General features: G+C 66.5%; 18 protein-coding genes. 13 read left to right on the top strand and 5 right to left on the bottom strand.

Annotated elements, in window-relative coordinates; genetic code table 11:
- Positions 1–20: 20 nt before the first annotated feature.
- A complete protein-coding gene (locus ACZYSP_RS06455) occupies positions 21–3,530 on the bottom strand; it encodes a transglutaminase family protein (RefSeq protein WP_489013193.1) in 3,510 nt (1,169 codons plus the stop codon).
- Positions 3,531–3,701: 171 nt separating this feature from the next.
- Between ACZYSP_RS06455 and ACZYSP_RS06450 the strand changes: the two genes are divergently transcribed.
- The 4 genes from ACZYSP_RS06450 (at position 3,702) to ACZYSP_RS06435 (ending at position 9,679) form a co-directional block, all read left to right on the top strand.
- Entirely contained in the window at positions 3,702–6,119 is a 2,418-nt protein-coding gene (locus ACZYSP_RS06450; protein WP_489013677.1) for a DNA internalization-related competence protein ComEC/Rec2, read from the top strand.
- A gap of 145 nt (positions 6,120–6,264) precedes the next feature.
- Complete coding sequence (locus ACZYSP_RS06445; protein ID WP_093050817.1) at positions 6,265–7,113, top strand: oxepin-CoA hydrolase, alternative type; 849 nt, start codon at positions 6,265–6,267, stop codon at positions 7,111–7,113.
- 98 nt (positions 7,114–7,211) lie between these two features.
- Complete coding sequence (locus ACZYSP_RS06440; protein ID WP_093050814.1) at positions 7,212–8,708, top strand: circularly permuted type 2 ATP-grasp protein; 1,497 nt, start codon at positions 7,212–7,214, stop codon at positions 8,706–8,708.
- A 14-nt stretch (positions 8,709–8,722) separates the two neighbouring features.
- Positions 8,723–9,679 (top strand): alpha-E domain-containing protein, encoded by a 957-nt coding sequence (locus ACZYSP_RS06435; protein ID WP_093050811.1) that lies wholly within the window; start codon positions 8,723–8,725, stop codon positions 9,677–9,679.
- Positions 9,680–9,713: 34 nt separating this feature from the next.
- Here ACZYSP_RS06435 and ACZYSP_RS06430 read toward each other — a convergent pair whose 3' ends face one another.
- Entirely contained in the window at positions 9,714–10,136 is a 423-nt protein-coding gene (locus ACZYSP_RS06430; protein ID WP_307616757.1) for an Lrp/AsnC family transcriptional regulator, read from the bottom strand.
- 146 nt (positions 10,137–10,282) lie between these two features.
- On the opposite strand from ACZYSP_RS06430, the gene ocd reads away from it, so the two are divergent.
- Both ocd and ctlX read left to right on the top strand, forming a co-directional pair.
- Positions 10,283–11,332, top strand: coding sequence for an ornithine cyclodeaminase (ocd, locus tag ACZYSP_RS06425; RefSeq protein ID WP_489013189.1), 1,050 nt, complete (start codon positions 10,283–10,285; stop codon positions 11,330–11,332).
- A complete protein-coding gene (gene ctlX / locus ACZYSP_RS06420; protein ID WP_489013187.1) occupies positions 11,332–12,276 on the top strand; it encodes a citrulline utilization hydrolase CtlX in 945 nt (314 codons plus the stop codon). The genes ocd and ctlX overlap by 1 nt, the downstream gene beginning before the upstream one ends.
- On the opposite strand, the gene ACZYSP_RS06415 is transcribed toward ctlX, so the two are convergent.
- The 3 genes from ACZYSP_RS06415 to ACZYSP_RS06405 form a co-directional block, all read right to left on the bottom strand.
- Positions 12,273–13,916, bottom strand: coding sequence for a phosphoethanolamine transferase (locus ACZYSP_RS06415; protein ID WP_489013185.1), 1,644 nt, complete (start codon positions 13,914–13,916; stop codon positions 12,273–12,275). The two genes, ctlX and ACZYSP_RS06415, sit on opposite strands and share 4 nt — an antisense overlap.
- A 95-nt stretch (positions 13,917–14,011) precedes the next feature.
- Positions 14,012–15,508, bottom strand: a complete 1,497-nt coding sequence (glpK, locus tag ACZYSP_RS06410; RefSeq protein WP_489013183.1) for a glycerol kinase GlpK — start codon at positions 15,506–15,508, stop codon at positions 14,012–14,014.
- Between the two features lie 19 nt (positions 15,509–15,527).
- Positions 15,528–16,298: a DeoR/GlpR family DNA-binding transcription regulator gene (locus ACZYSP_RS06405; RefSeq protein ID WP_093050798.1), complete on the bottom strand. Its 771-nt coding sequence runs from the start codon at positions 16,296–16,298 to the stop codon at positions 15,528–15,530.
- A 122-nt stretch (positions 16,299–16,420) separates the two neighbouring features.
- Here ACZYSP_RS06405 and glpD point away from each other — a divergent pair, with 122 nt between their 5' ends.
- The 7 genes from glpD (at position 16,421) to ACZYSP_RS06370 (ending at position 24,108) form a co-directional block, all read left to right on the top strand.
- Entirely contained in the window at positions 16,421–18,079 is a 1,659-nt protein-coding gene (gene glpD / locus ACZYSP_RS06400; RefSeq protein WP_489013181.1) for a glycerol-3-phosphate dehydrogenase, read from the top strand.
- Positions 18,080–18,104: 25 nt separating this feature from the next.
- Positions 18,105–19,178, top strand: coding sequence for an ABC transporter ATP-binding protein (locus ACZYSP_RS06395; RefSeq protein WP_093050792.1), 1,074 nt, complete (start codon positions 18,105–18,107; stop codon positions 19,176–19,178).
- A 2-nt stretch (positions 19,179–19,180) separates the two neighbouring features.
- Positions 19,181–20,251 carry an ABC transporter ATP-binding protein gene (locus ACZYSP_RS06390; protein WP_489013178.1) on the top strand — a complete coding sequence of 357 codons (1,071 nt, stop codon included), beginning with the start codon at positions 19,181–19,183 and terminating at the stop codon, positions 20,249–20,251.
- Complete coding sequence (locus tag ACZYSP_RS06385) at positions 20,248–21,138, top strand: carbohydrate ABC transporter permease (RefSeq protein WP_489013176.1); 891 nt, start codon at positions 20,248–20,250, stop codon at positions 21,136–21,138. The genes ACZYSP_RS06390 and ACZYSP_RS06385 overlap by 4 nt, the downstream gene beginning before the upstream one ends.
- Positions 21,135–21,947 carry a carbohydrate ABC transporter permease gene (locus tag ACZYSP_RS06380; protein ID WP_019656045.1) on the top strand — a complete coding sequence of 271 codons (813 nt, stop codon included), beginning with the start codon at positions 21,135–21,137 and terminating at the stop codon, positions 21,945–21,947. The genes ACZYSP_RS06385 and ACZYSP_RS06380 overlap by 4 nt, the downstream gene beginning before the upstream one ends.
- A 12-nt stretch (positions 21,948–21,959) precedes the next feature.
- Complete coding sequence (locus tag ACZYSP_RS06375; RefSeq protein WP_093050783.1) at positions 21,960–22,268, top strand: DUF2160 domain-containing protein; 309 nt, start codon at positions 21,960–21,962, stop codon at positions 22,266–22,268.
- Positions 22,269–22,374: 106 nt separating this feature from the next.
- A complete protein-coding gene (locus ACZYSP_RS06370; RefSeq protein ID WP_093050780.1) occupies positions 22,375–24,108 on the top strand; it encodes an ABC transporter substrate-binding protein in 1,734 nt (577 codons plus the stop codon).
- Positions 24,109–24,241 lie beyond the last annotated feature (133 nt).

Genomic DNA, 24,241 nt, shown 5'->3' with positions numbered 1-24,241 from the left:
GCAGCGTGCTAAATGTCCCCTTATCGCCGCAGATCCAGCGTGAACGGGAATTCGCGGCTGCCCGGCAGCTCGATGGTTGCCGGGGGTGTGCGCATGAGTCCGGGTGTATGGCCGGTGCGGGTGAAGCGCGAGTGGCGGCGGCTTTCCGCCTCGTAGGCGTTGACCGGGAAGGTGTCGTAATTGCGCCCGCCCGGGTGGGCGACGAAGTACTGGCAGCCGCCCAGCGAGCGCTTCATCCAGGTGTCGACCAGGTCGAAGGTCAGCGGCGCGTGGGCCGGGATGCTCGGGTGCAGGGCCGAAGGCGGGTTCCAAGCCTTGTAGCGCACGCCGGCCACGAACTCGCCGACCACGCCGGTGGGCTGCAGCGGCAGCACCTTGCCGTTGACGGTGATGACGTGGCGGCTCTCGTTCAGGCCGGTCACGCGCACCTCGATGCGTTCGAGCGACGAATCGACATAGCGTACCGTGCCGCCGGCCGAACCTTCTTCGCCCATCACGTGCCAGGGTTCGAGCGCGTTGCGCAGCGAGAGCTCCACGCCCATCGCCTGCATCTGGCCCACCAGCGGGAAGCGGAACTCGAAGTGCGGCGCGAACCAGTCGGCATCGAAGGCGAAGCCAGCCTGGCGCATCTCGCTGATGACGTCGTCGAAGTCCATCTTGACGAAGGTCGGCAGCAGGAAGCGGTCGTGCAGCTCGGTGCCCCAGCGGGTGACGGGGGCCTTGTAGGGCTCGTCCCAGAAGCGGGCGACCAGCGCGCGAATGAGCAGCTGCTGCGCGATGCTCATGCGCGCATGCGGCGGCATTTCAAAAGCGCGCAGCTCCAGCAGGCCGAGGCGGCCGGTGCTCGAGTCGGGCGAGTAGAGCTTGTCGATGCAGAACTCGCTGCGGTGCGTGTTGCCCGACACGTCGATCAGGATGTTGCGCAGCGTGCGGTCGACCAGCCAGGCCGGCATGTTCTGGCCGTAGATCTCGCGGTTCTTCGCGATTTCCTTCAGGGCGATTTCCAACTCGTAGACCTGGTCGTTGCGGGCCTCGTCCACGCGCGGCGCCTGGCTCGTCGGGCCGATGAACATGCCCGAGAACAGATAGCTCAGCGACGGATGGTTGTGCCAGTAGAGCAGCAGGCTGGCCAGCAGCTCGGGCCGGCGCAGGAAGGGGCTGTCGGCGGGCGTGGCGCCGCCCATCACGAAGTGGTTGCCGCCGCCGGTGCCGGTGTGGCGGCCGTCGGTCATGAACTTCTCTGCCGACAGGCGGGTTTCGAACGCGGCGTTGTAGAGAAACTCGGTGTGGTCGACCAGTTCCTTCCAGTTGTGGGCCGGGTGGATGTTGACTTCGATCACGCCCGGGTCGGGCGTGACGGCCAGCATCTTCAGTCGCGGGTCGCGCGGCGGCGGGTAGCCTTCCATCACGATGCGCACGCCCAGGTCGCGCGCGGTGGCTTCGACCGCCGCAACCAGGTCGAGATAGTCCTCCAGGCGCGCGAGCGGCGGCATGAAGACGTAGAGCACGCCCGAGGCATTGCCCTTCTTCTCGGCCGAGGGGCCGTTGGCCCGGCGCGGGTCGCGCACTTCGACGCACAGCGCGGTGCGCGTGACCCAGTGGGCTGATTCGCCGCGCAGCGGCTGGCGGGTGGTCGATTTGTCGGTGGACTCATCGGCCGCTGCTGCAGCCGCCGTATCGCCGCTCGCCGCATCACCGGGGCTTTGCATGCGTAGCGACGCAGGCACCACTGGCGGCGTGCCGAAGGTGTAGGGCACGTCGCCGAGGCCTGCAGCACCGGCCACACCCGTGCTGTAGCGCGCACGGTAGTCGGCCGCGCTCGGCAGGGCGCCGCGTGGCGCGGTCGGGTCGCGTTCGATCAGGTAGGGGTAGTCGCCCTTGCTGGCCCACGGCTGCGAGTCGAGCGGCAGGCGGTAGCCCATGGGCGAGTCGCCGGGGATCAGGTAGAGCCGGTCGTCGCGCAGGAACCAGGGGCCGGTCTTCCAGGCCGGGCCGGCGAGCGCGGGGGCGTCGCCGTTCGCATTGCCGGGCTCGATGGGCAGCATGTAGCCGATCACCGCGTCGAGCTTCTGCGTGAACACGCGGCGCAGGCGCACGCGTTCGAGTTCGTCGTCGAGCTTCGACTCGAAGGGATCGACGTTCACCGGCAGGCGGCGTTCGCGCCAGAGGTAGTAGTAGATGTCTTCGTAGCCGGGCTGGATGTAGCGCTCGGTCAGGCCGAGCTTGTGGGCCAGCACGGTGGTGAAGCGGCGCGCGTCCTCGCTCGTGTAGTGCGTGGGAAAACGCTCGTCGGCAAACAGTTCGGGGTCGTGCCACAGCGTCTGGCCGTCGGCGCGCCAGAAGATCGACAGCGCCCAGCGCGGCAGTTGCTCGCCCGGGTACCACTTGCCCTGGCCGAAATGCAGGAAGCCGCCCTTGCCATACTCGGCGCGCAGCTTGTGCACTAGTTCGGTGGCGTAGCCGCGCTTCGTGGGGCCGAGGGCGTCGGTGTTCCATTCGGGCGCGTCGCGGTCGCTGGTGGCCACGTAGGTCGGCTCGCCGCCCATGGTGAGGCGCACGTCGCCGGCCTTCAGGCGCGCGTCGACAGCGTCGCCCAGGGCCAGCACTTCGGACCACTGCTCTTCGGTGTAGGGCTTGGTGACGCGCGGCGATTCGTAGATGCGCGTGACCTTCATCTCATGGCCGAACTCGACCTCGGATTCGTCGACGCCGCCCTCGATGGGCGCCGCGCTCGAAGGCGTGGGCGTGCAGGCCAGCGGAATGTGGCCTTCGCCGGCCAGCAAGCCCGAGGTGGCGTCGAGGCCGATCCAGCCTGCGCCCGGCAGGAACACTTCGCACCAGGCGTGCAGGTCGGTGAAGTCGACCGTGGTGCCGCTCGGGCCGTCGAGCGCCTTCACGTCGGGCGTGAGCTGGATCAGGTAGCCCGAGACGAAACGCGCGGCCAGCCCGCAGTGGCGCAGCAGTTGCACCAGCAGCCAGCCCGAGTCGCGGCATGAGCCGCTGCCGCTGGTGAGCGTTTCTTCCGGCGTCTGCACACCGGGCTCCATGCGGATCAGGTAGTTGACGTCTTGCTGGACCTGCTGGTTGATGCCGACCAGGAAGTCGATGGTGCGCTGCTCCTTGCGATCGATCTTGTCGAGGTAGGCCTGCAGCAGCGGCGTGGGCGCTTCGGTGACGAGGTAGGGGGCGAGCTCTTCAGCCTGCGAGGCCGTGTACTTGAAAGGAAAGTTCTCGGCCTGCGGCTCGAGGAAGAAGTCGAAGGGGTTGTAGACCGCCATCTCGACCACGAGGTCGACCGTGACCTTGAACTCGCGCGTCTTCTCGGGGAACACGAGCCGCGCCTGGTAGTTGGCGAACGGGTCCTGCATCCAGTTGACGAAGTGCTCGGCGGGCTCGACCCGCAGCGAATACGAGATGACGTTGCTGCGGCAATGCGGCGCGGGACGCAAGCGCACGACCTGTGGGCCCAACTGCACCAGGCGGTCGTATTTGTAGTGGGTGACGTGGTGGAGAGCGGCGTGAATGGACATGCGTTTTTGTGTGCAGTACTGCGAGATTGCATCGAAAAGATGTCTCTTGTGAGACGCATACTAGCCCAGATGCCAAGCAATTAACGCGCCACTGAGCGTGACTTTGGGGAGGGTTTGCATCATGGGTTCGGGAGTTTTTCGTTGACGCCGTTTCGTGCGTCTGGCGGTGCCATGGGTGGAGCGGGGGCGTTCGTGGCGCTGGGTGGCTCGCTGCTGGGAGCGGCCTTGCAGTTGCAGCAGGCGGTGCTTTGGCCGGCGTGGGCCTACGCCGGCTTGCTGTTCGTGGCAGTGGCCGGCCTGTGGTGGCGACGCATGCCGGGCAGGGGCCTGATGCTCATCGCCTTGCTATGCGGCGCGATGGCCGGCGCAGGGCTTGCGGGATGGCGCGCGGCGGTCTATGCGAGCGGCGCGCTCGACCCGGCGCTCGAAGGGCGCGACCTGCAGGTCACGGGCGTTGTGTCGGAGATGCCCCAGCGCAACGAAGCTGGAACGCAGTTCCGCCTGGATGTCGAGTCCGCGGGTTGGGCTGATCCGGATGCGCAGGGGCGGCCCGCGGTGCCCGATCGCATTGCACTCGGCTGGTATGCCGAAGGCTCGAGCCTGTGGAGCCGTGCTTCCGAAAGCCGCACGCCCTTGGCCAGCACAGTCGGCTCCCTGCACGCCGGCGAGCGATGGCGGCTGACGGTGCGTCTGAAGGCGCCGCACGGCAGCCGCAATCCCCATGGCTTCGACAGCGAACTCTGGATGTGGGAGCAGGGCCTGCATGCCAGCGGCTATGTGCGAACCGGCGCGCGCGATGCGGCACCCATGCTGGTGGCAAGCACGTGGTGGCATCCCATCGAACGCGCACGCGAAGCCGTACGCGACGGCGTCTTCGAGCGCGTGCCCGACCGCGCGCAGGCGGGCGTGATCGCGGCCCTGGTCACCGGCGACCAGAGCGCCATCGACCGCTCGGGCTGGGACGTGTTCCGCGCCACGGGCGTGGCACACCTGATGTCGATCTCCGGCCTCCACGTCACGATGTTTGCCTGGCTGGCCGCGCACGTCGTCGGCCTGCTCTGGCGGCGCAGCGCGCGGCTGATGCTGCGCTTGCCGGCGCAGCAGGCAGCGTTGATAGGCGGCGTGCTGCTGGCCACGCTCTACGCGCTCTTCAGCGGCTGGGGTGTGCCCTCGCAGCGCACTGTGTGGATGCTGGCGACGGTCGCGCTGCTGCGCCTCACGGGCCGGCGCTGGCCTTGGCCGCATGTGTGGCTGCTGACGGCGGCCGTGGTGGTCGCGCTCGATCCGTGGGCCTTGATGCAGGCCGGCTTCTGGCTGAGCTTCGTGGCGGTGGGCGTGCTGTTCGCCACGGACGCCGCGGTGCCGGGCGAGCGGAAGACCGGTGCCGCTTCCCGCCTGTTGCTGTTCTTTCGCGAGCAATGGGTCATCACGCTGGCGATCACGCCGCTGAGCCTGTTGCTGTTCCAGCAGGTGTCGCTGATCGGCCTGCTGGCCAATGCGGTGGCGATCCCCTGGGTCACGCTCGTGATCACGCCGTTGGCCATGCTGGGCGTCGCCGTGGCGCCGCTGTGGGACCTTGCAGCCCGGGCCGTGCAGGTGCTGGCGCTGCTGCTGCAATGGCTGGCCGGGCTGCCGTATGCCACGCTGTCGATGGCCGCGCCGCCTTTGTGGATGGCCGCTTGCGGCGTGGCCGGCGGTGCATTGCTCGCCATGCGGCTGTCCTGGTCGCTGCGCAGCCTCGGCATTCCGCTGCTGCTGCCAGTGTTGCTGTGGCAGGCGCCCCGGCCGGCGGCCGGCGAATTCGAGCTGCTCGCTGCCGACATCGGCCAGGGCAACGCGGTGCTCGTGCGCACCGCCACGCACAGCCTGCTCTACGACGCCGGCCCGCGCTACAGCCTTGAAAGCGATGCCGGCCATCGCGTGCTCGTGCCGCTGCTGCGGGCGCATGGCGAGCGCCTCGACACGCTGGTGCTGAGCCACCGCGACACCGATCACACCGGCGGTGCGCCCGCGGTGCTCGCGATGCAGCCGCGGGCCGAGCTGCTGAGTTCCCTCGAAGCCACGCATCCGCTGCAGGCGACGCTGGCGGCACGGCGTTGCGAGGCGGGGCAAGCCTGGACCTGGGACGGCGTGCACTTCGAGGTACTGCATCCGTTCGACACCGACTACCGCGGCTTCACCAAGCCCAATGCCGTCTCGTGTGTGCTACGCATCGGCAACGGGCGCGCGGCGGCGCTGCTGGCCGGCGACATCGAGCGACTGCAGGAGGCCGCGCTCGTCGTTCGCACGCCGCAGCTGCTGCGCGCCGACGTGCTGCTGGCGCCGCACCACGGCAGCAAGACTTCGTCGAGCCCGGCCTTCCTCGATGCGGTGCAGCCGGGCATTGCCTTTGTCCAGGCGGGGTATCGCAACCGCTTCGGCCATCCGGCGCAGGAGGTGGCGGCGCGCTACCGGGACCGCGGCGTGCGGCTGGTCGAAAACACCCGCTGCGGCGCCGCGCACTGGACCAGCACACGCCCCGCCGACGTGGCCTGCGAGCGCGAGCGCCATGCGCGGTACTGGCAGCACAGCCCTGAAATCGTGAACTAATTGTCAAAAGTAGTCCGAAAGGCCACTTGTCAGCGTGCTCGTACTGGCGTCCCATGCGTTGTATCGTTTGGCTACAACTCAGAAGAGGGGACAGCATGAGCAACCGTCAAGGCCTTCGGTGGGACCTGTTTTCCGGGCATACGCCGTGACGGCCGCTGTTCCGGCCATCACCAGCACGAGCGCCGCGGCCGCACCCGGCGCGCGGCTCAAGATGCACCGCGAAGGCCCGGTGCTGGTGCTGACGCTGAGCAACCCCGCGGCGCGCAATGCGCTCAATCCGTCGGTCTACCGCGCGGCCGCCAAGGCGATGCGCGCCACCTCGGGTTTTCGCACCGTGCGTGCCATCGTGTTGTGCGGGGAGGGCGATCATTTCAGCGGCGGCGGCGACCTGCGACGCCTAGCCCGGCAACGCAAGCTGCCGGCCGCCGAGCAGCATGGCCACATCGATGCGCTGCACGAATGGATCATGGCGATCCAGGAGGCTCCCCAGCCCGTCATTGCCGCCGTCGAGGGCGCGGCCATGGGTGGGGGCTTTTCGCTGTGCCTGGCCTGCGACCTGATCGTGGCCGCGGAAGACGCGAAGTTCGCCATGTCCTATGTGAATGTGGGCCTCACGCCCGACGGCGGCGGCACCGATTCGCTGGTGCGCGCGCTACCGCCGCAGGCCGCCCTCGAAATGCTGCTCGACGGCACGCCCAGCACCGCGAAGCGGCTGCACGAACTGGGCGTGGTCAACAAGGTCGTGCCGCATGGGGAGGCCGGTGCCACCGCGCTCGCCTGGGCGCAGCAGCTCGCGCGCGGCCCGTTCGAGGTGCAGGCGCGCATCAAGCAACTCGTGTATTCGGCGCGTGGGCGCAGCCGGCGTGAGCAGCTCGACGCCGAGCGCGAATCCTTCCTGGCCAGCCTCTACAGCGACGAGAGCGGGGAGCGCATCAAGGGATTTCTCTCGCCCCGCAAGAAGCTGACGGCCAGCGAGGAAGGGCCTGAGCGCTGAGCGAAGAAAAAGTCTTCCGGCCCGTCTCCGGCCTTGGCATAAGGGGTTCTACTGGCCCTGAACTTGCTAAGCTATAGCTCAAGGAGATTGGTCGTTCCATGCACAAATTTGACGAGATGTATGAGCAGTTGCCCTATGCGGGGGCTGCAATCCGACAGCACTACAAGCGCTACGACCAATGGCTCGCGAAGCAACCCGGTGAGGTGATGCGTTCGCGGCGCGAAGAGGCGGAATTGATTTTCCGCCGGGTCGGCATCACCTTCGCGGTGTATGGCGCCAAGGACGAGGACGGCTCCGGCACCGAGCGGCTCATCCCGTTCGACCTGCTGCCTCGCATCATTCCCGCCCACGAGTGGGACAGCATGGAAAAAGGGCTGGTGCAGCGCGTCACGGCGCTCAACCGCTTTCTTCACGATGTCTACCATGACCAGGAAATCATCAAGGCCGGCATCATCCCGGCCGAGCAGATCCTGAACAACGCCCAGTTCCGTCCCGAGATGATGGGCGTGAACGTGCCGCACAACGTCTACTCGAACATCTCGGGCATCGACATCGTTCGTGCCCCCGATGCCGACGGCAACGGCGAGTACTACGTGCTCGAAGACAACCTGCGCGTGCCCAGCGGCGTGAGCTACATGCTCGAAAACCGCAAGATGATGATGCGGCTCTTCCCCGAGCTGTTCAACCAGAACCGCATCGCACCGGTCGCGCACTACCCCGACCTGCTGCTCGAAACCCTGCGCGCCAGCGCGCCGCCGGCCACGGCCGAGCCCACGGTGGTGGTGCTCACGCCCGGCATGTACAACAGCGCCTACTTCGAGCATGCCTTCCTCGCCCAGCAGATGGGCGTGGAACTGGTCGAGGGCCAGGACCTGTTCGTCAAGGACAACTTCGTCTACATGCGCACCACGCGCGGACCGCGCCGCGTCGACGTGATCTACCGCCGCGTGGACGACGACTTCCTCGACCCCGAGGTGTTCCGCCCCACGTCCACGCTCGGTACCGCCGGCCTGATGCGCGCCTACCGCGAAGGCAACGTCGTCATCTGCAATGCAGTGGGCACCGGCGTGGCCGACGACAAGTCGATCTACCCCTACGTGCCGAAGATGGTCGAGTTCTACCTCGGCGAAAAGCCGATTTTGAAGAACGTGCCCACCTACATGTGCCGCAACAAGGACGAGCTGCAGTACACGCTCGACAACATGAAGGACCTGGTCGTCAAGGAAGTGCACGGCGCCGGCGGCTACGGCATGCTGATCGGCCCGGCCGCCACGCAGGCCGAGATTGAAGACTTCAAGAAGGCCGTGATCGCCAAGCCCGACGGCTACATCGCCCAGCCCACCCTGAGCCTGTCGACCTCGCCCACCTTCGTCGACGCCGGCATCGCGCCGCGCCACATCGACCTGCGCCCCTTCGTGCTCTCGGGCAGCGAGGTGCAGATGGTGCCCGGCGGCCTCACGCGCGTGGCGCTGAAGGAAGGCTCGCTGGTGGTCAACTCGTCGCAGGGCGGCGGCACCAAGGACACCTGGATTCTCGAAGCCGACCGCGCACCCAAGCCCAAGGCGGCGCCCGCGCAGTCGCAAAGCCAATCGTAGTAGGAGCACAACCGATGCTGTCTCGCACCGCCGACCATCTCTACTGGATGTCCCGCTACACCGAGCGCGCCGAGAACACGGCGCGCATGCTGGATGTCAACTACCAGACCTCCCTGCTGCCGCAGTCCGCCGAAGTGGCCAAGTACGGCTGGCAGGGCGTGCTCTCCATCAGCGAGCTGCTGCCCTGGTACAACAAGAAGTACGACCAGATCACGCCACACGACGTGATGGAGTTCATGGTCAAGGATGAGAGCAATGCCTCTTCGATCGTCTCCTGCCTGAAGGCCGCTCGCGAGAACGCGCGCGCTGTGCGCGGTGCGCTCACCACTGAAGCCTGGGAAACGCAGAACACCACCTGGCTTGAAGTCAATCGCATGCTGCGCGCAGGCGATTTCGAGCGCGACCCCGGCCAGTTCTTCGAATGGGTCAAGTTCCGCTCGCACCTGTCGCGCGGCGTCACGCTGGGCACCATGCTGCAGGACGAGGCCTTCTACTTCTCGCGCCTGGGCACCTTCCTGGAACGCGCCGACAACACCGCGCGGCTGGTGGACGTGAAGTTCCATGCGCTCAACAGCGAGTTCTTCGGCGCCGCCACCGAGGAAGACCAGGAGTACGACTTCTATCACTGGAGCGCGATCCTGCGCAGCGTTTCGGCCTTCGAGGTCTACCGCAAGGTGTACCGCGACGTGATCAAGCCCGAGCGCGTGGCCGAGCTGTTGATTCTTCGTGCCGACATGCCGCGCTCACTGCACGCGAGCCTGGTCGAGGTGGTGAACAACCTCGCGAAGGTGCAGAACGAGCAGAGCGCCGAAACCCAGCGCCGCGCCGGCAAGCTGCTGGCCGACCTGCAATACGCGCGGGTCGACGAGATCCTCGCGACCGGCCTGCATGCCTACCTCACGCAGTTCCTCGACCGCGTGAACGAGCTGGGCGGGCGCATCAGCCAGGACTTCCTGGTTCCCGCGCACTGAGCGGTAGAGAGCCGGTGCGCCGCTGGCGCCCGGCTCAGAGCTTGTGCGTCGACAGCAGGATGCTGGTCTCGGTGCTCGAGATGCCTTCGATCTGCCGGATGGCATTGAGCACCTTGTCGAAGGCTTCTAGCGAGTCGGCGCGCAGCTCGGCCATCAGGTCCCAGCGGCCGTTGGTCGAGTGCAGGGCCACGACGTTGGGGTGACCGCGCAGAACTTGGCTCACGCGCTCGGCGCGGTGCCCTTCGATCTCGATGCTCATGATCGCGCGGATGCGGTGCGCCTCCGCTTCGGGCTTCAGCCGCACGGTGTAGCCGACGATGGTTCCGTCGTTCTCCAGCTTGGCAATCCGGTTCTGCACGGTCGCCCGCGCCACGCGGAGCTTCTGGGCCAGTGCCACCACCGGCATGCGCGCGTCGTCGCGCAGCAGGGCAATGAGTTGTCGGTCGATGTCGTCCATTGCCATTTGTCAAATTGCTAATCAGATCGAGCGAAATGTAAGGTTCAAGGGCTAACTTGACAAGTTGAGGGGTTCAGTCTGGCACGTCTCCCCGGAACAATCGAAAGACGGCTGCGCGATGCTGCCGGACCGTTCAGGAGACCCCCATGACCCGCTTCATCGACGTTCCCGCCATGTCCCGCCTCGTGCAGGAGATCGGCGTGGCCCCCTTCATCGGCGCATTGGCCGACACCATCCGGGAAGACTTCATCCGCTGGCCTGATTTCGACAAATCGGCCCGTGTGGCAAACCACTCGGACATCGGCGTCATCGAACTGATGCCTGTGTCGAACGCCTCGCGCTACGCCTTCAAGTACGTCAACGGCCATCCGGCCAACACCGGCAGAGGCCTCTACACGGTGATGGCCTTCGGCGTGCTCGCCGATGTCGAGACCGGCTACCCCGTGCTGTTGTCTGAACTGACCCTTGCCACTGCGCTTCGCACCAGCGCGACCTCGCTGATGGCGGCGCGCGCATTGGCGCGGCCCGGCGCGCGGCGCATGGCGCTCATCGGCAACGGCGCGCAGAGCGAATTCCAGGCATTGGCTTTTCACTGCCACTTGGGTATCGAAGAAATCGCCGTGTACGACATCGACGCCCGCGCCACCGACAAGCTGGTGCGCAACCTCTCGGCCTTTTCGTCGCCCAAGATCATTCGTGCCGACTCCACGGCGCAGGCCGTGCGCGGCGCCGACATCGTGACGACCGTGACTGCCGACAAGGCCTGCGCCACCATCATCACGCCGGACATGATCGAGCCGGGCATGCACCTGAACGCCGTCGGCGGCGATTGCCCCGGCAAGACCGAGCTGCATGCCGACGTGCTGCGCGGCGCGCGCGTGTTCGTCGAATACGAGCCGCAGACGCGCATCGAGGGCGACATCCAGCAGTTGCCCAAAGACTCCCCCGTGGTCGACCTGTGGCGCGTGCTGGCCGGCACGGCAACGGGGCGCGAAAGCGCTGAACAAGTCACGGTGTTCGATTCGGTCGGCTTCGCGCTCGAGGACTACGCCACCTTGCGCTATGTGCACGAACAGGCCGAGCGTCGCAACCTCGGCGTGGACGTCGAGCTGGTGCCCCGGGCCGATGACCCGAAGGACCTGTTCCGCCACACTCGCAGCGGCGCCTCGCGTGCTGTCATCCGAAGGGTGGCTTGATGATGCCGGCCGCGATCCGCTCCGTTCAGGCGCCGGCCGCCGTGGTCATGGTCCGTCCGCACAGGTTCACGCCGAACCCGGAGACTGCTGCCGACAACGCGTTCCAGACCGCAGCCGCCAAGGAGGCCGCGCAAGCCGTGGCCGACGCCGCCTATCGCGAGGTAACGGCAGCCGTCGAGCAGCTCGAAGCCGAAGGCGTGCGCGTGCATCTGTTCGAAGACCGGGGCGAGCACGACACGCCGGACTCGGTCTTTCCCAACAACTGGTTCTCCACCCACCCGGGCGGGCACGTTGCCATCTACCCGATGCATTCGCCGAGCCGCCGCCGCGAGCGGCGCAGCGACGTGATCGAGATGCTCAAGGCCAACTACCGGGTGCAGGACGTCATCGACTATTCCGGCCTCGAGCACGACGGCCTGTTCCTGGAGGGCACCGGTGCGATGGTGCTCGACCACCTGGCGCGCGTGGCTTACACCGCTCGCTCGAACCGGGCCGATCCGGTGGCACTCGAGCGTTTCAGCACGCACTTCAATTTCGAGCCGATGCTGGTGGACACGGCCGATGAAGCCGGCCGGCCGATCTATCACACCAATGTGCTGATGTGCGTGGCCACGGCCTTCGCGTTGGTCGGCTTCGACATGATCCCGGATGCGCGTCGCGCGGCCGAGGTGCGCGCCCGGCTGGAGGAATCGGGGCGCGAGGTCATTGCACTCACCGCAGGGCAGATCGCCGAGTTCGCAGGCAATGCAATCGAGCTGTCAGGCCGCGATGGCCGCGTGCTCGCGCTGTCGCAGCGCGCCTGCAACAGCCTGAGCAGCCAGCAGAAGGCTGTCATCGAACGGTCCGCGCGGCTGGTTCCGCTGCCGGTTCCGACGATCGAGATGGCGGGCGGATCGGTGCGCTGCATGATCGCCGGCGTTCATCTGTCGCCCCGGCACGGCTAGCGCGAAAACGATTCGACCGCCACCGGAATCGTGGGCGCCTGCCAGCGGTAGGCATCCTGCAGCACATCGCGTTCCGGCTTCTGCCCGTTCCACTGGATGTGGAGCAGGTCCATTAGCGTCCAGCCCGACCAGTCTGCGCGAAACGGGTGCTGCTGCGCCGCAGCCGACGGCAGCGGCTGCTGGTTGCGCCACACGACGGCCGGAATGCGATAGCCCGAGGCGGTCGCCGGGCTGTGCCCCGCGCGGTCGCTGACGTGGCCTACCTCCTGGCCATGGTCCGACAGGTACATCCACGCGCGGTAGTCGCCCGGCTTGCCCGCGCTGCGCGTCTGCTGCAGCAGCTCGGACACCACGAAGTCGTGATACAGCAGCGCGGCGTCGTATTCCTGGCGGAAGCGGCGCACCCAGGCCGAGCGGCCGTCTTTCACGAGGCCGTTCTCGACCGCATCCACATCGTCGTCGAAGGGGTTGGCGTTGGCCGGAAAGCGCAGGCTGTAGTGCGGATGCGCGCCCATCAGATGGACCACGATCAGCTTGCGGTCGGTGCTCGTATCGGCCAGCGCCTCCTGCACGCAGTCGAGGATCTCGCCGTCCAGCGAGGCGCTGGCGCGGCCGGGCGTGCGGTTGACCATGTCGACCACGTCGGCGAGGCGCGCATGCTGCTGCTCGATGGCGAGGTCGTCATGGTTGCTGATCCACCAGACCTTGTAGCCGGCAGCGCGTGCCAGCGCCAGCAGGTGCGGCGGGTTCTCGCTCTCGGGCAGGCCGAAGTGGAACATGTTGCGCAGCGCGGGCAGGGTGCTTGCGTCGACGGACCAGGCGTTCTTCAGCACCGCCATCTGGTCGCCGGTCTGCGCCTTGTGCGCCAGCAGGCGGGGCGTGGTCGGGCGGCCGTAGCCGTACAGCGCCATGTTGTCGCGGTTGATGCTGTCGGTGATGACCAGCACCACCGTGGAAGGGCCGGTCTGCGAAATCACGGGTGCGATGCCTTTGGCTTGCGCCATCAGGCGGTCGCGCTGCTTCTGCTGGTCGGCCCAGGCGGTGCCCAGCGTGTGAACGGAATTTGCCCACTGCGTCCAGAAGACCGCGGGATGCAGCCGGCGCCAGGGTTTGCTTGCGTAGGCTACGCATGCGACGAGAAGCAGCAGCGCGACAAGCGCCACGGCCCATCGCGCGGGCCGGGCGGACGGAGCCGTCGCATCGGCTACAGCGCCGCGCTGTGCGAACATGCCCACGAGCACGCCCGCCACGACCAGCGCGGCACACCACACCGCAGCCGAGCGCCAATGCATCCACAGGTATTCGGAGCCCTCGCGCGCATTGGTGTTGGCCGCTGCACCCAGCACCATCGCGCCGTCGGGCGCGGCCTGGTAGGCGTCGAGCAGATAGGCGCGCACCGCGCCGTCGAGTGCGAACCCCATGGCCCAGAGCCAGACCAGCAGCGTGCGTATGCGCCGCATCCGCGCGCTGCGCAGCGGCCACGCAAGCCACAACACCATCGGCATTGCCAGCACCGCGAGCTGCGCCATGCGGCGGCCGTCATGGCCCAGCGCGATGAGCGCCAGCAGCGTCGCGCCCACCACGCCGCAGGCGAGCAGCGCGTTGCGCGACGGAGAGACTTCGTTGGTTGGAGTGGTCAAGCAGGCAGCGCGGCAAGTCGGGGGCGGCCGAATTCTGCCCCGGGGCTCGTGCAGCGGACCTCAGTGCCCCGATGGTGGCGAGGTCTTTTGGATCATCAGGTCGCAGTGGCCTGGCGCACCGCGCGCTCCCAGCGCGCCATCGATTCCTCGGCCTGCGCGCGGCCCATGGTCGGCATGAAGCGGCGTTCGATCTTCCACAGCTTCGAGAGTTGGCGCGCGTCGGTGTAGACCCCGGTCGACAAGCCTGCGAGGTACGCGGCGCCCAGCGCGGTGGTCTCGATCACTTCGGGCCGTACCACCGGAATGCCCAGCAGATCGGCCTGGAACTGCATGAGCAGGTCGTTCACGCTCGCGCCGCCGTCCACGCGCAGCTCGGCCACGGGCTTGCCGCCGGCGGCCACTGCGTCGCGGCTCATGGCTTGCAGCAGCGCGGCGCTCTGGTAGGCGATGCTTTCCAACGCGGCGCGCGCAATGTGCGCAACCGCGGTGCCGCGCGTGAGGCCGGTGATGGTGCCTCGCGCATCCGCATCCCAGTAGGGCGCGCCGAGGCCGGTGAAGGCCGGCACCATCATCACGCCGCCGGCATCGGGCACGCTCTCGGCCAGCGACTGCACTTCGGCGCTGCCCTTGATGGCCTTGAGCCCGTCGCGCAGCCACTGCACCACGGCACCGCCGACGAACACGCTGCCTTCCATGGCGTACTGCGGCGTTGCATCGGTCTGCGCGGCGCTGGTCACGAGCAGGCCGTTGTGCGAGGGCTGGAACGCGCCGCCGGTGTGCATCAACAGGAAGCAGCCGGTGCCGTAGGTGTTCTTGGCCATGCCGGCTTCGAAGCAGGCCTGGCCGAAAAGGGCGCTCTGCTGGTCGCCGGCCACGCCGCCGATGGGCAGCGTGTGGCCCAGCAGCGCCGCATCGGTGTCGGCGAAGTGCGAGCTCGAGGGCTGCACCTTGGGCATCAGCGCGGCGGGAATGTCGAGTGCCTTCAGCAGGTCGGCATCCCACTCGTTGCTGTGCACGTTGAAGAGCATGGTGCGCGAGGCGTTGCTCACGTCGGTCACGTGCACCTTGCCGCCGGTGAGCTGCCACATGAGCCAGCTGTCGACGGTGCCAAAGGCGAGTTCGCCGCGCTCGGCCTGCGCACGCGCGCCGGGCACGTTGTCGAGCAGCCAGCGCAGCTTGGTGCCGGAGAAGTACGCGTCGATCACCAGACCGGTTTTCTCGCGGATGGTGTCGGTCATGCCCTCGTCGCGCAGCCTGGCGCACAAGGGCTCGGCGCGGCGGTCCTGCCAGACGATGGCGTGGTGCACGGGCTGGCCCGTGGTGCGGTTCCACAGCACGGTGGTTTCGCGCTGGTTGGTGATGCCGATGGCGTGGATGTCTGTGGGCTTGAGCTTCGCCTTGGCGAGCACTTCGCGCGCGGTGGCGAGCTGGCTGCGCCAGATTTCCATCGGGTCGTGCTCGACCCAGCCCGGCTGCGGGTAGATCTGCGTCAGCTCTTTCTGCGCGATGGCGACGATGTGGCCTTCGCGGTCGAACACGATGCTGCGGGAGCTCGAAGTGCCCTGGTCGAGGGCGAGCAGGTAGGTGGTCATTCGTTCGTGTTCTTTCTTGTCAGTTCTCGCGCGCGATCTCGAGGCGCACCTGGGCGGTGTGCAGCAGGTCGGCGAATGGCGCCGGCGGCTCGGCATCGGTGAACAGCCGGTCGATCTGCGAGAGCGTGCCGAGCTGAATCATTGCCGGCCGGTTGAACTTGCTCGCATCCGCCGCGAGCCACACCTCGCGCGCCTGCGCGATGATGGTCTGCGCCACCTTCACCTCGCGCAGGTCGAAGTCGCGCAGCGATCCGTCGGCCTCGATGCTCGACACGCCGATCAGCGCGATGTCGACCTTGAACTGACGGATGAAGTCGATGGTTGCCTCGCCCACGATGGCGCGGTCGCGTTGGCGCACCGAGCCGCCCGCCACGATCACTTCGCAAGAGGTGTTGCCGCTGAGGATTGTGGCCACGTTCAGGTTGTTGGTGATCACGCGCAGGCCCGTGTGGCGCAGCAGCGCCTTGGCGATGGCCTCGGTGGTGGTGCCGATGTTGAGGATCAGCGAGCAGTCGTTGGGCACCAGCTCCGCCACGCGGCGGGCGATGCGCGCCTTGCCTTCGGCGTGCAGGGTCTCGCGCTGCTGGTAGCCGATGTTTTCCGTGGTCGAGCTGGGCACGCGCACGCCGCCGTGAAAGCGCGTGAGCAGGCCTTCGTCAGCCAGCCGCTGCACATCGCGCCGCACGGTCTGCAGGGTGACACCGAGCATGTCGGCCAGCTGCTCGACGGTGACGGAGCCGCGCGCGCGCACGGTGTCCAGGAGGTTGATCTGGCGCGGGTTGGAGTTCACAGGGGCGTCGTGGAAAGCAGGAAGACTGCGACCGAGGGTACAGAGCGCGCCACTTTAAAGCGAAAGAAAACGAAGCCATCTAAGGGAAAACTCGTAGGAAAATCGCGCCAAAAGGAATCCAAATGAAAAGACGCGAAAATACAATGGCCGCCGTTAGTGACCAAAGTCACGCTTCAACGGACTCAATTTCTGTGAGCGATTTCTCTTCCATTTCGCCCGCGCCGGCCACCGACTGCGACGTGCTCATCGTCGGCGGCGGCATCAACGGCTGCGGCATCGCGCGCGACCTCGCGGGCCGCGGCTGGCGCGTGGTGCTGTGCGAAAAGGACGATCTCGCCTCGCACACATCGTCTTCCTCCACCAAGCTGATCCACGGCGGGCTGCGTTACCTCGAGTACTACGAGTTCTCGCTGGTGCGCAAGGCGCTGCAGGAGCGCGAGGTGCTGCTCAAGAGCGCGCCGCACATCATGTGGCCGCTGCGCTTCGTGATGCCGCACGACCCGTCGATGCGCCCGGCCTGGATGATCCGCATCGGCCTGTTCATGTATGACCACCTTGCCAAACGCGAGGTGCTGCCGGCTTCGCACAGCGTCGATCTGCGCCGCCACGCCGCGGGCAAGCCGCTGAAGGACCAGTACAAGCGCGGCTTCATCTATTCGGACGGCTGGGTCGACGATGCGCGCCTCGTGGTGCTCAACGCGCTCGACGCGCAGGCGCGCGGTGCCGAGGTGCTGACCCGAACGCGCTGCGTGCACGCCCAGCGAGACGCCGACGGATGGACTGCCACGCTGCAAGGCGCCGACGGCAACAAGCGCACGCTGCGCGCCCGGGCGGTGGTCAATGCCGCGGGGCCGTGGGCCGAATCATTCCTGCGCGGCGTCGCGCAGTCGGCCAAGGGCGAGGCGCTGGCCACCAAGAGCCTGCGGCTCGTGAAGGGCAGCCACATCGTGGTGCCGCGCCTGTTCGAGCACGACCACGCCTACATCTTCCAGAACCCCGACAAGCGGATCATCTTCGCCATTCCCTACCAGGGCGAGTTCACGCTGATCGGCACCACCGACATCGAGCTCACCGGCGACGACCCCGGCGCCGCGCGCATCGCGCAGGAAGAAATCGACTACCTCTGCACCCAGGCCAGCCGCTACTTCGAGAAGCCCATCGTGCCGGCCGACGTGGTGTGGACCTACTCGGGCGTGCGGCCGCTGCTCGACGACGACTCGGGCGACCCATCGGCCGTCACGCGCGACTACATGCTCGAATCGAACACCACCGCAGCGCCGCTGCTGTCGGTGTGGGGCGGCAAGATCACCACATTCCGCAAGCTGGCCGAGGACGCGGCCGACGAGGTGGGCAGGATGCTGGGCCAGTCGAGCGCGCAGCGCCCGGCCTGGACCGACGGCGCCTTTCTCGCGGGCGGCGACCTGTCGGCATGGATCGGCGCTGCGAAGCGGCCCGACGACGATTTCGAACGCTTCGTGTCGGCTGTGCAAGCCAAATATCCGTGGCTCTACGGCCACCTGGCGCGCCGCCTCGCGCGGGGCTACGGCGCCCGCATCGCGGAGTTGCTGGGCGAAGCGAAGTCCTTTGCCGACCTGGGCGACGAAGTGGCGCCCGGCCTGTACGAGCGCGAACTGCGCTTCCTGCAGGACCGCGAATGGGCCGTGAGCGCGGAAGACGTGCTCTGGCGGCGTTCCAAGCTGGGGCTGCACTACACGCCCGAAGAGCGCGAGCAGGTCGCGCGCTGGCTGCTGCAGCAGCAGGTCCGCGTCAAAAACAACTAGACCGAACACAAGGGAAAGAGCGCCAATGCAATTGACACTGGAGCGCGTCACCAAGAAGGTGGGTGCGCAGACATGGCTCTACGAGCAGAGCATCGCGCCCAGAAGCGGCGCGGTCACCGTGCTGCTGGGCGCAACGCAGGCCGGCAAGACCAGCCTCATGCGGCTGATGGCGGGGCTCGACACGCCCACCGAAGGCAAGGTGCTGGTCGACGGCAAGGACGTGACCGGCATGCCCGTGCGCGAACGCAATGTCGCGATGGTCTACCAGCAGTTCATCAACTATCCGTCGCTCAAGGTGTCGGACAACATTGCCTCGCCGCTCAAGCTGCGCGGTGAGTCGAACATCGATGCACGCGTGAAGGCGCTGGCCGACAAGCTGCACATCGGCATGTTCCTTGACCGCTATCCGGCCGAACTCTCGGGCGGCCAGCAGCAGCGCGTGGCGCTGGCGCGCGCGCTCGCCAAGAACGCACCGCTCATGCTGCTCGACGAGCCGCTGGTCAACCTCGACTACAAGCTGCGCGAAGGCCTGCGCGAAGAGCTCACGCAACTCTTCGCCACCGGCGATTCGACCGTGATCTACGCGACCACCGAGCCCGGCGAAGCGTTGCTGCTTGGCGGCTACACGGCCGTGATGGATGCCGGCGAGCTGCTGCAGTACGGCCCGACGGCCGAAGTGTTCCACGCGCCGCAGTCGCTGCGAGTGGCACGCGCCTTCAGCGATCCGCCGATGAACCTGCTGGCCGGCACCGCGACCGCCGGCAAGGTGCAACTGGCTGGTGGTCCCGCGCTGGCTCTGGCTGTGCCTGAAAGCGTTGCAGGCGCCGTCACGGTCGGCCTGCGCGCGAGCGCACTGAACGTGGATGCGGGGCAGGGCGACATCGCCTTGCCCGGCAAGGTGGAGCTGGCCGAAATCTCGGGCTCCGACACCTTCGTGCACGTCGAGACAGCGGTGGGCGAACTGGTGGCACAGCTCACCGGTGTGCACCGCTTCGAGTTGGGCGCCTCGATCACGCTGTATTTCAGCGCGTCGCAAGCCTATGTGTTCGATGCCAGCGAAAAGCTGGCGCTGGCGCCGGCATGGCGCAAAGGAAACTAGTCATGGCACGCATCGACCTCGACCTGGCCCACGCCTACCGCCCCAACCCGACGCAGGACAGCGACTATGCGCTGCTGCCGCTGAAGATGAGCTTCCGCGACGGCGGGGCATATGCCTTGCTCGGGCCCTCGGGCTGCGGCAAGACGACCATGCTGAACATCATCTCGGGCCTGCTCGTGCCCTCGCAGGGCAGCGTGACCTTCGATGGCCGCGACATGACGCGCGCCACGCCGCAGGAGCGCAACATTGCCCAGGTGTTCCAGTTCCCGGTGATCTACGACACCATGACCGTGGCCGAGAACCTCGCGTTTCCGCTGCGCAACCGCAAGGTGCCGGCCGACCAGATCAAGAAGCGCGTGGGCGAGATTGCCGAGATGCTCGACATGAGCGGCCAGCTCAACCAGCGCGCAGCCGGCCTCGCGGCCGATGCCAAGCAGAAGATCTCCCTTGGGCGCGGGTTGGTGCGCAGCGACGTGTCGGCGGTGCTGTTCGACGAGCCGCTCACTGTGATCGACCCGCACCTGAAGTGGCAGCTGCGCCGCAAGCTCAAGCAGATCCATCGCGAGCTGAAGCTCACGCTGATCTACGTCACGCACGATCAGGTCGAGGCGCTCACCTTCGCCGAAGAGGTGGTGGTGATGACGCGCGGCAAGGCCGTGCAGGTGGGCAGCGCCGAAGCGTTGTTCGAGCGGCCGGCCCACACCTTCGTCGGGCATTTCATCGGCTCGCCGGGCATGAACTTCCTGTCCGCGAAGAGCGCGAACGGCACCATCGAGGTTGCGGGCACGCCATTGGTGCCCACGCGCGAGTTGCCGCAGGGGCCGCTGAAGATCGGCATCCGCCCCGAGTACCTGCGCCTGTCCAACGCGGGCGCCGCCGGTGCGGTGCCGGCCGTGGTGAAGCAGGTGCAGGACGTGGGCACGCACGTGATGCTGAGCGTGGAGGCCGACGGCAGCGTGCTGAAGGTGCGGCTGCACTCTGACGACCAGCCGCCGGCAGCGGGAGACACGGTGTGGGTGCGAGTGTTGGATACGCACACCTGCTATTACAAAGACGAGGAACTGGTGGCATGAACGCAACCAACAAACCGATCAACCAGAAGGCGTGGTGGCTGGTGCTGCCAGTGCTCATCTGCGTTGCGTTCTCGGCCATCGTGCCGCTCATGACGGTGGTCAACTACTCGGTGCAGGACATCATCTCGCCCGAGCGCCGAGTCTTCGTCGGCACCGAGTGGTTCGCCTCGGTGATGCGCGACGACGAGCTGCACGAGGCGCTGTGGCGCCAGCTGGGCTTCTCGCTGTCGGTGCTGCTGGTCGAGATTCCGCTGGGCATCGGCCTGGCGCTGTCGATGCCGGCCAAGGGCTGGAAGTCTTCAGCGGTGCTGGTGGTGGTGGCGCTGTCGCTGCTGATTCCATGGAACGTGGTCGGCACCATCTGGCAGATCTATGGCCGTGCCGACATCGGCCTGCTGGGCCATGCGCTGCAGGCGATGGGCATCGAATACAACTACACCGGCAGCGCCACAGACGCGTGGCTCACCGTGCTGGTGATGGATGTGTGGCACTGGACGCCGCTGGTGGCGCTGCTGTGCTACGCGGGCCTGCGCTCGATTCCCGATGCCTACTATCAGGCCGCGCGCATCGACGGCGCGAGCAAGTTCGCGGTGTTCCGCTTCATCCAGCTGCCCAAGATGCGCGGCGTGCTGATGATCGCGGTGCTGCTGCGATTCATGGACAGCTTCATGATCTACACCGAGCCCTTCGTGCTGACGGGCGGTGGGCCGGGCAACGCAACCACCTTCCTGAGCCAATACCTCACGCAGAAGGCAGTGGGGCAGTTCGACCTGGGGCCGGCCGCTGCCTTCTCGCTGATCTATTTCCTCATCATCCTGTTGTTCTGCTTTGTGCTCTACAACTGGATGCAGCGGGTCGGCACGCAGGAAGCGGAGGTGGAGAAATGAACGAGAAGAGATTTCACAAGCGCAGCATCTTCCTGGTGCTGTACATCCTGTTCGCGCTGTTGCCCATCTACTGGATGATCAACATGAGCTTCAAGACGAACGAGGAGATCCTGTCGAGCTTCTCGTTCTTCCCGCAGCAGCTCACCTGGGCCAACTACGCGCGCATCTTCACCGACGAGTCGTGGTACTCGGGCTACATCAACAGCCTGATCTACGTGGCCATCAACACGGTGATCTCGCTCACCGTGGCGCTGCCAGCGGCCTATGCGTTCTCGCGCTATTCGTTCCTGGGCGACAAGCACGTGTTCTTCTGGCTGCTGACCAACCGCATGACGCCGCCCGCGGTGTTCCTGCTGCCGTTCTTCCAGCTGTACAGCACGGTCGGCCTGATGGACACGCACCTGGGCGTGGCGCTGGCGCATCTGCTGTTCAACGTGCCGCTGGCGGTGTGGATCCTGGAAGGCTTCATGAGCGGCATTCCGCGCGAGATCGACGAGACGGCGTACATCGACGGCTACTCTTTCCCGCGCTTCTTCCTCACTATCTTCCTGCCGCTCATCAAGGCCGGCGTGGGCGTGGCGGCGTTCTTCTGCTTCATGTTCAGCTGGGTCGAGCTGCTGCTGGCGCGCACGCTCACGAGCGTGAACGCCAAGCCCATCGTGGCGACGATGACGCGCACGGTGAGCGCCTCGGGCATGGACTGGGCAACGCTGGCGGCTGCCGGCGTGCTGACCATCGTGCCGGGTGCCATCGTCATCTGGTTCGTGCGCCATTACATCGCGAAGGGTTTCGCGATGGGCCGTGTTTAAGGAGGCCGAGAGATGTTCGACTGGATGGTCTGGACCACCCCGGTGGCCGTGTTCTTCATCTGCATCGCGCTCATGCTGGTCGGCATGACGGTGTGGGAATTCAAGTCGCCCACCACGCTGCGGCGCGGCTGGCTGCCGATGGCCACCACGCGCGGCGACCGGCTCTTCATCGGGCTGCTGTCGGCGGCGTACCTGAACCTGGTCTTCATCGGCCTGGCCGGCAAGTTCCAGGAGTGGTTCAGCCTGGAGGCCGAGCCTTCGATCTGGATCAGCTTCGTGCTGTCGATGGGCCTGCTTGCGCTCGTGATGCGCAAGGGCTGAGCGGGCACGGCTCTTAGAGTTCAACCAAATGCGTTCCGGCTCTCCGCCTCCCCGGAGCCGTGATCGAACACAACACCGGGGAAGCAACAACCGAGGAGACAACTTCATGAAGATGCGCTACACGGCATTGGCACTGGCAGCGGCGATGTTCGCCGCGCACGGTGCGGCAACGGCCGGCGAGGCTGAAGCCAAGAAATGGATCGACAGCGAGTTCCAGCCATCTACCTTGTCCAAGGACAAGCAGATGGAGGAAATGAAATGGTTCATCGATGCGGCCAAGAAGCTGCAGGCCAAGGGCGTCAAGGAGGTGTCCGTCGTCTCCGAAACCCTGACCACCCACGAGTACGAATCGAAGACGCTGGCCAAGGCCTTCGAGGAAATCACCGGCATCAAGGTCAAGCACGACCTGATCCAGGAAGGCGACGTGGTCGAGAAGCTGCAGACCTCGATGCAGTCGGGCAAGTCGATCTATGACGGCTGGGTGTCCGACTCCGACCTGATCGGCACGCACTACCGCTACGGCAAGATCATGTCGCTGACCGAGTACATGGGCGGCGCGGGCAAGGAGTTCACCAACCCCGGCCTCGACCTGAAGGACTTCATCGGCACCAGCTTCACCACTGCTCCCGACGGCCAGCTCTACCAGCTGCCCGACCAGCAGTTCGCCAACCTGTACTGGTTCCGCGCCGACCTGTTCGCACGCAAGGACCTGCAGGACAAGTTCAAGGCCAAGTACGGCTACAACCTGGGCGTGCCGCTCAACTGGAGCGCCTACGAAGACATCGCCGAGTTCTTCAGCGTCGACGTGAAGACCATCGACGGCAAGCCGATCTACGGCCACATGGACTACGGCAAGAAGGACCCGTCGCTGGGCTGGCGCTTCACCGATGCGTGGCTGTCGATGGCCGGCTCCGCCGACAAGGGAATTCCCAACGGCATGCCGATCGACGAATGGGGCATTCGCGTGGCCGCCGACAAGTGCACGCCCACCGGCGCCTCGGTGTCGCGTGGCGGCGCCACCAACTCGCCGGCCGCCGTGTACGCGCTCACCAAGTACATCGACTGGATGAAGAAGTACGCGCCCAAGGAAGCCATGGGCATGACCTTCGGTGAATCCGGCCCCGTGCCGGCGCAGGGCCAGATCGCCCAGCAGATCTTCTGGTACACGGCCTTCACGGCCGACATGACCAAGAAGGGCCTGCCCGTGGTGAACGACGACGGCTCGCCGAAGTGGCGCATGGCCCCCGGCCCGAACGGTCCGTACTGGAAGCAGGGCATGCAGAACGGCTATCAGGACGTGGGTTCGTGGACCTTCTTCAAGGGCCATGACGCCAACAAGACGGCGGCAGCCTGGCTCTACGCGCAGTTCATCACTGCCAAGACCACCTCGCTGAAGAAGTCGATCACCGGCCTGACCTTCATCCGCGACAGCGACATCCGCTCGGACTACTTCACGCAGAACGCCAACAAGTACGGCGGCCTGATCGAGTTCTACCGCAGCCCGGCACGCGTGGCCTGGACCCCGACCGGCACCAACGTGCCCGACTATCCGAAGCTCGCGCAGCTCTGGTGGAAGAACGTGGCCGAGGCCGTCACGGGCGAGAAGACCCCGCAGAAGGCAATGGACAACCTGGCCGACGAGATGGACAACGTGATGGCCCGCCTCGAGCGCGCCGGCATGGCCCATTGCGCGCCCAAGCTCAACCCCAAGGGCGACCCGGCCAAGTACCTGAGCGACGACCACGCCCCGTGGAAGAAGCTGGCCAACGAGAAGCCGAAGGGCGAGACCATCGACTACAACAAGCTGCTGACCGCCTGGAAGGAAGGCAAGGTGCGCTGAGCTTCCCTCGCGCACCACGACAGGGGCCGTGCCGCAAGGTACGGCCCTTTTTTCTTGTTCTTTTTCCGCATCGCCGGCCATTTGACCGATTCGACCGTCTGATTGCCGCGACGCCATGACCATTGGCAGATGC

This window comes from Variovorax sp. F042 (assembly GCF_057814215.1).
Note: the sequence above shows the minus strand (reverse complement) of the source record. Positions and strands in the feature narration are given on the sequence as shown.

What these genes read in the sequence shown, in the direction of transcription:
- ACZYSP_RS06395 (WP_093050792.1), top strand. Translation starts at nt 18,105, where the DNA reads ATGCAATTGACACTGGAGCGCGTCACCAAGAAGGTGGGTGCGCAGACA.
- ACZYSP_RS06390 (WP_489013178.1), top strand. Translation starts at nt 19,181, where the DNA reads ATGGCACGCATCGACCTCGACCTGGCCCACGCCTACCGCCCCAACCCG.
- ACZYSP_RS06375 (WP_093050783.1), top strand. Translation starts at nt 21,960, where the DNA reads ATGTTCGACTGGATGGTCTGGACCACCCCGGTGGCCGTGTTCTTCATC.
- ACZYSP_RS06440 (WP_093050814.1), top strand. Translation starts at nt 7,212, where the DNA reads ATGCACAAATTTGACGAGATGTATGAGCAGTTGCCCTATGCGGGGGCT.
- ACZYSP_RS06370 (WP_093050780.1), top strand. Translation starts at nt 22,375, where the DNA reads ATGAAGATGCGCTACACGGCATTGGCACTGGCAGCGGCGATGTTCGCC.
- ACZYSP_RS06455 (WP_489013193.1), bottom strand. Translation starts at nt 3,530, where the DNA reads ATGTCCATTCACGCCGCTCTCCACCACGTCACCCACTACAAATACGAC.
- ACZYSP_RS06380 (WP_019656045.1), top strand. Translation starts at nt 21,135, where the DNA reads ATGAACGAGAAGAGATTTCACAAGCGCAGCATCTTCCTGGTGCTGTAC.
- ACZYSP_RS06430 (WP_307616757.1), bottom strand. Translation starts at nt 10,136, where the DNA reads ATGGACGACATCGACCGACAACTCATTGCCCTGCTGCGCGACGACGCG.
- glpD (WP_489013181.1), top strand. Translation starts at nt 16,421, where the DNA reads ATGAAAAGACGCGAAAATACAATGGCCGCCGTTAGTGACCAAAGTCAC.
- ACZYSP_RS06385 (WP_489013176.1), top strand. Translation starts at nt 20,248, where the DNA reads ATGAACGCAACCAACAAACCGATCAACCAGAAGGCGTGGTGGCTGGTG.
- glpK (WP_489013183.1), bottom strand. Translation starts at nt 15,508, where the DNA reads ATGACCACCTACCTGCTCGCCCTCGACCAGGGCACTTCGAGCTCCCGC.
- ACZYSP_RS06450 (WP_489013677.1), top strand. Translation starts at nt 3,702, where the DNA reads ATGGGTGGAGCGGGGGCGTTCGTGGCGCTGGGTGGCTCGCTGCTGGGA.
- ocd (WP_489013189.1), top strand. Translation starts at nt 10,283, where the DNA reads ATGACCCGCTTCATCGACGTTCCCGCCATGTCCCGCCTCGTGCAGGAG.
- ctlX (WP_489013187.1), top strand. Translation starts at nt 11,332, where the DNA reads ATGATGCCGGCCGCGATCCGCTCCGTTCAGGCGCCGGCCGCCGTGGTC.
- ACZYSP_RS06435 (WP_093050811.1), top strand. Translation starts at nt 8,723, where the DNA reads ATGCTGTCTCGCACCGCCGACCATCTCTACTGGATGTCCCGCTACACC.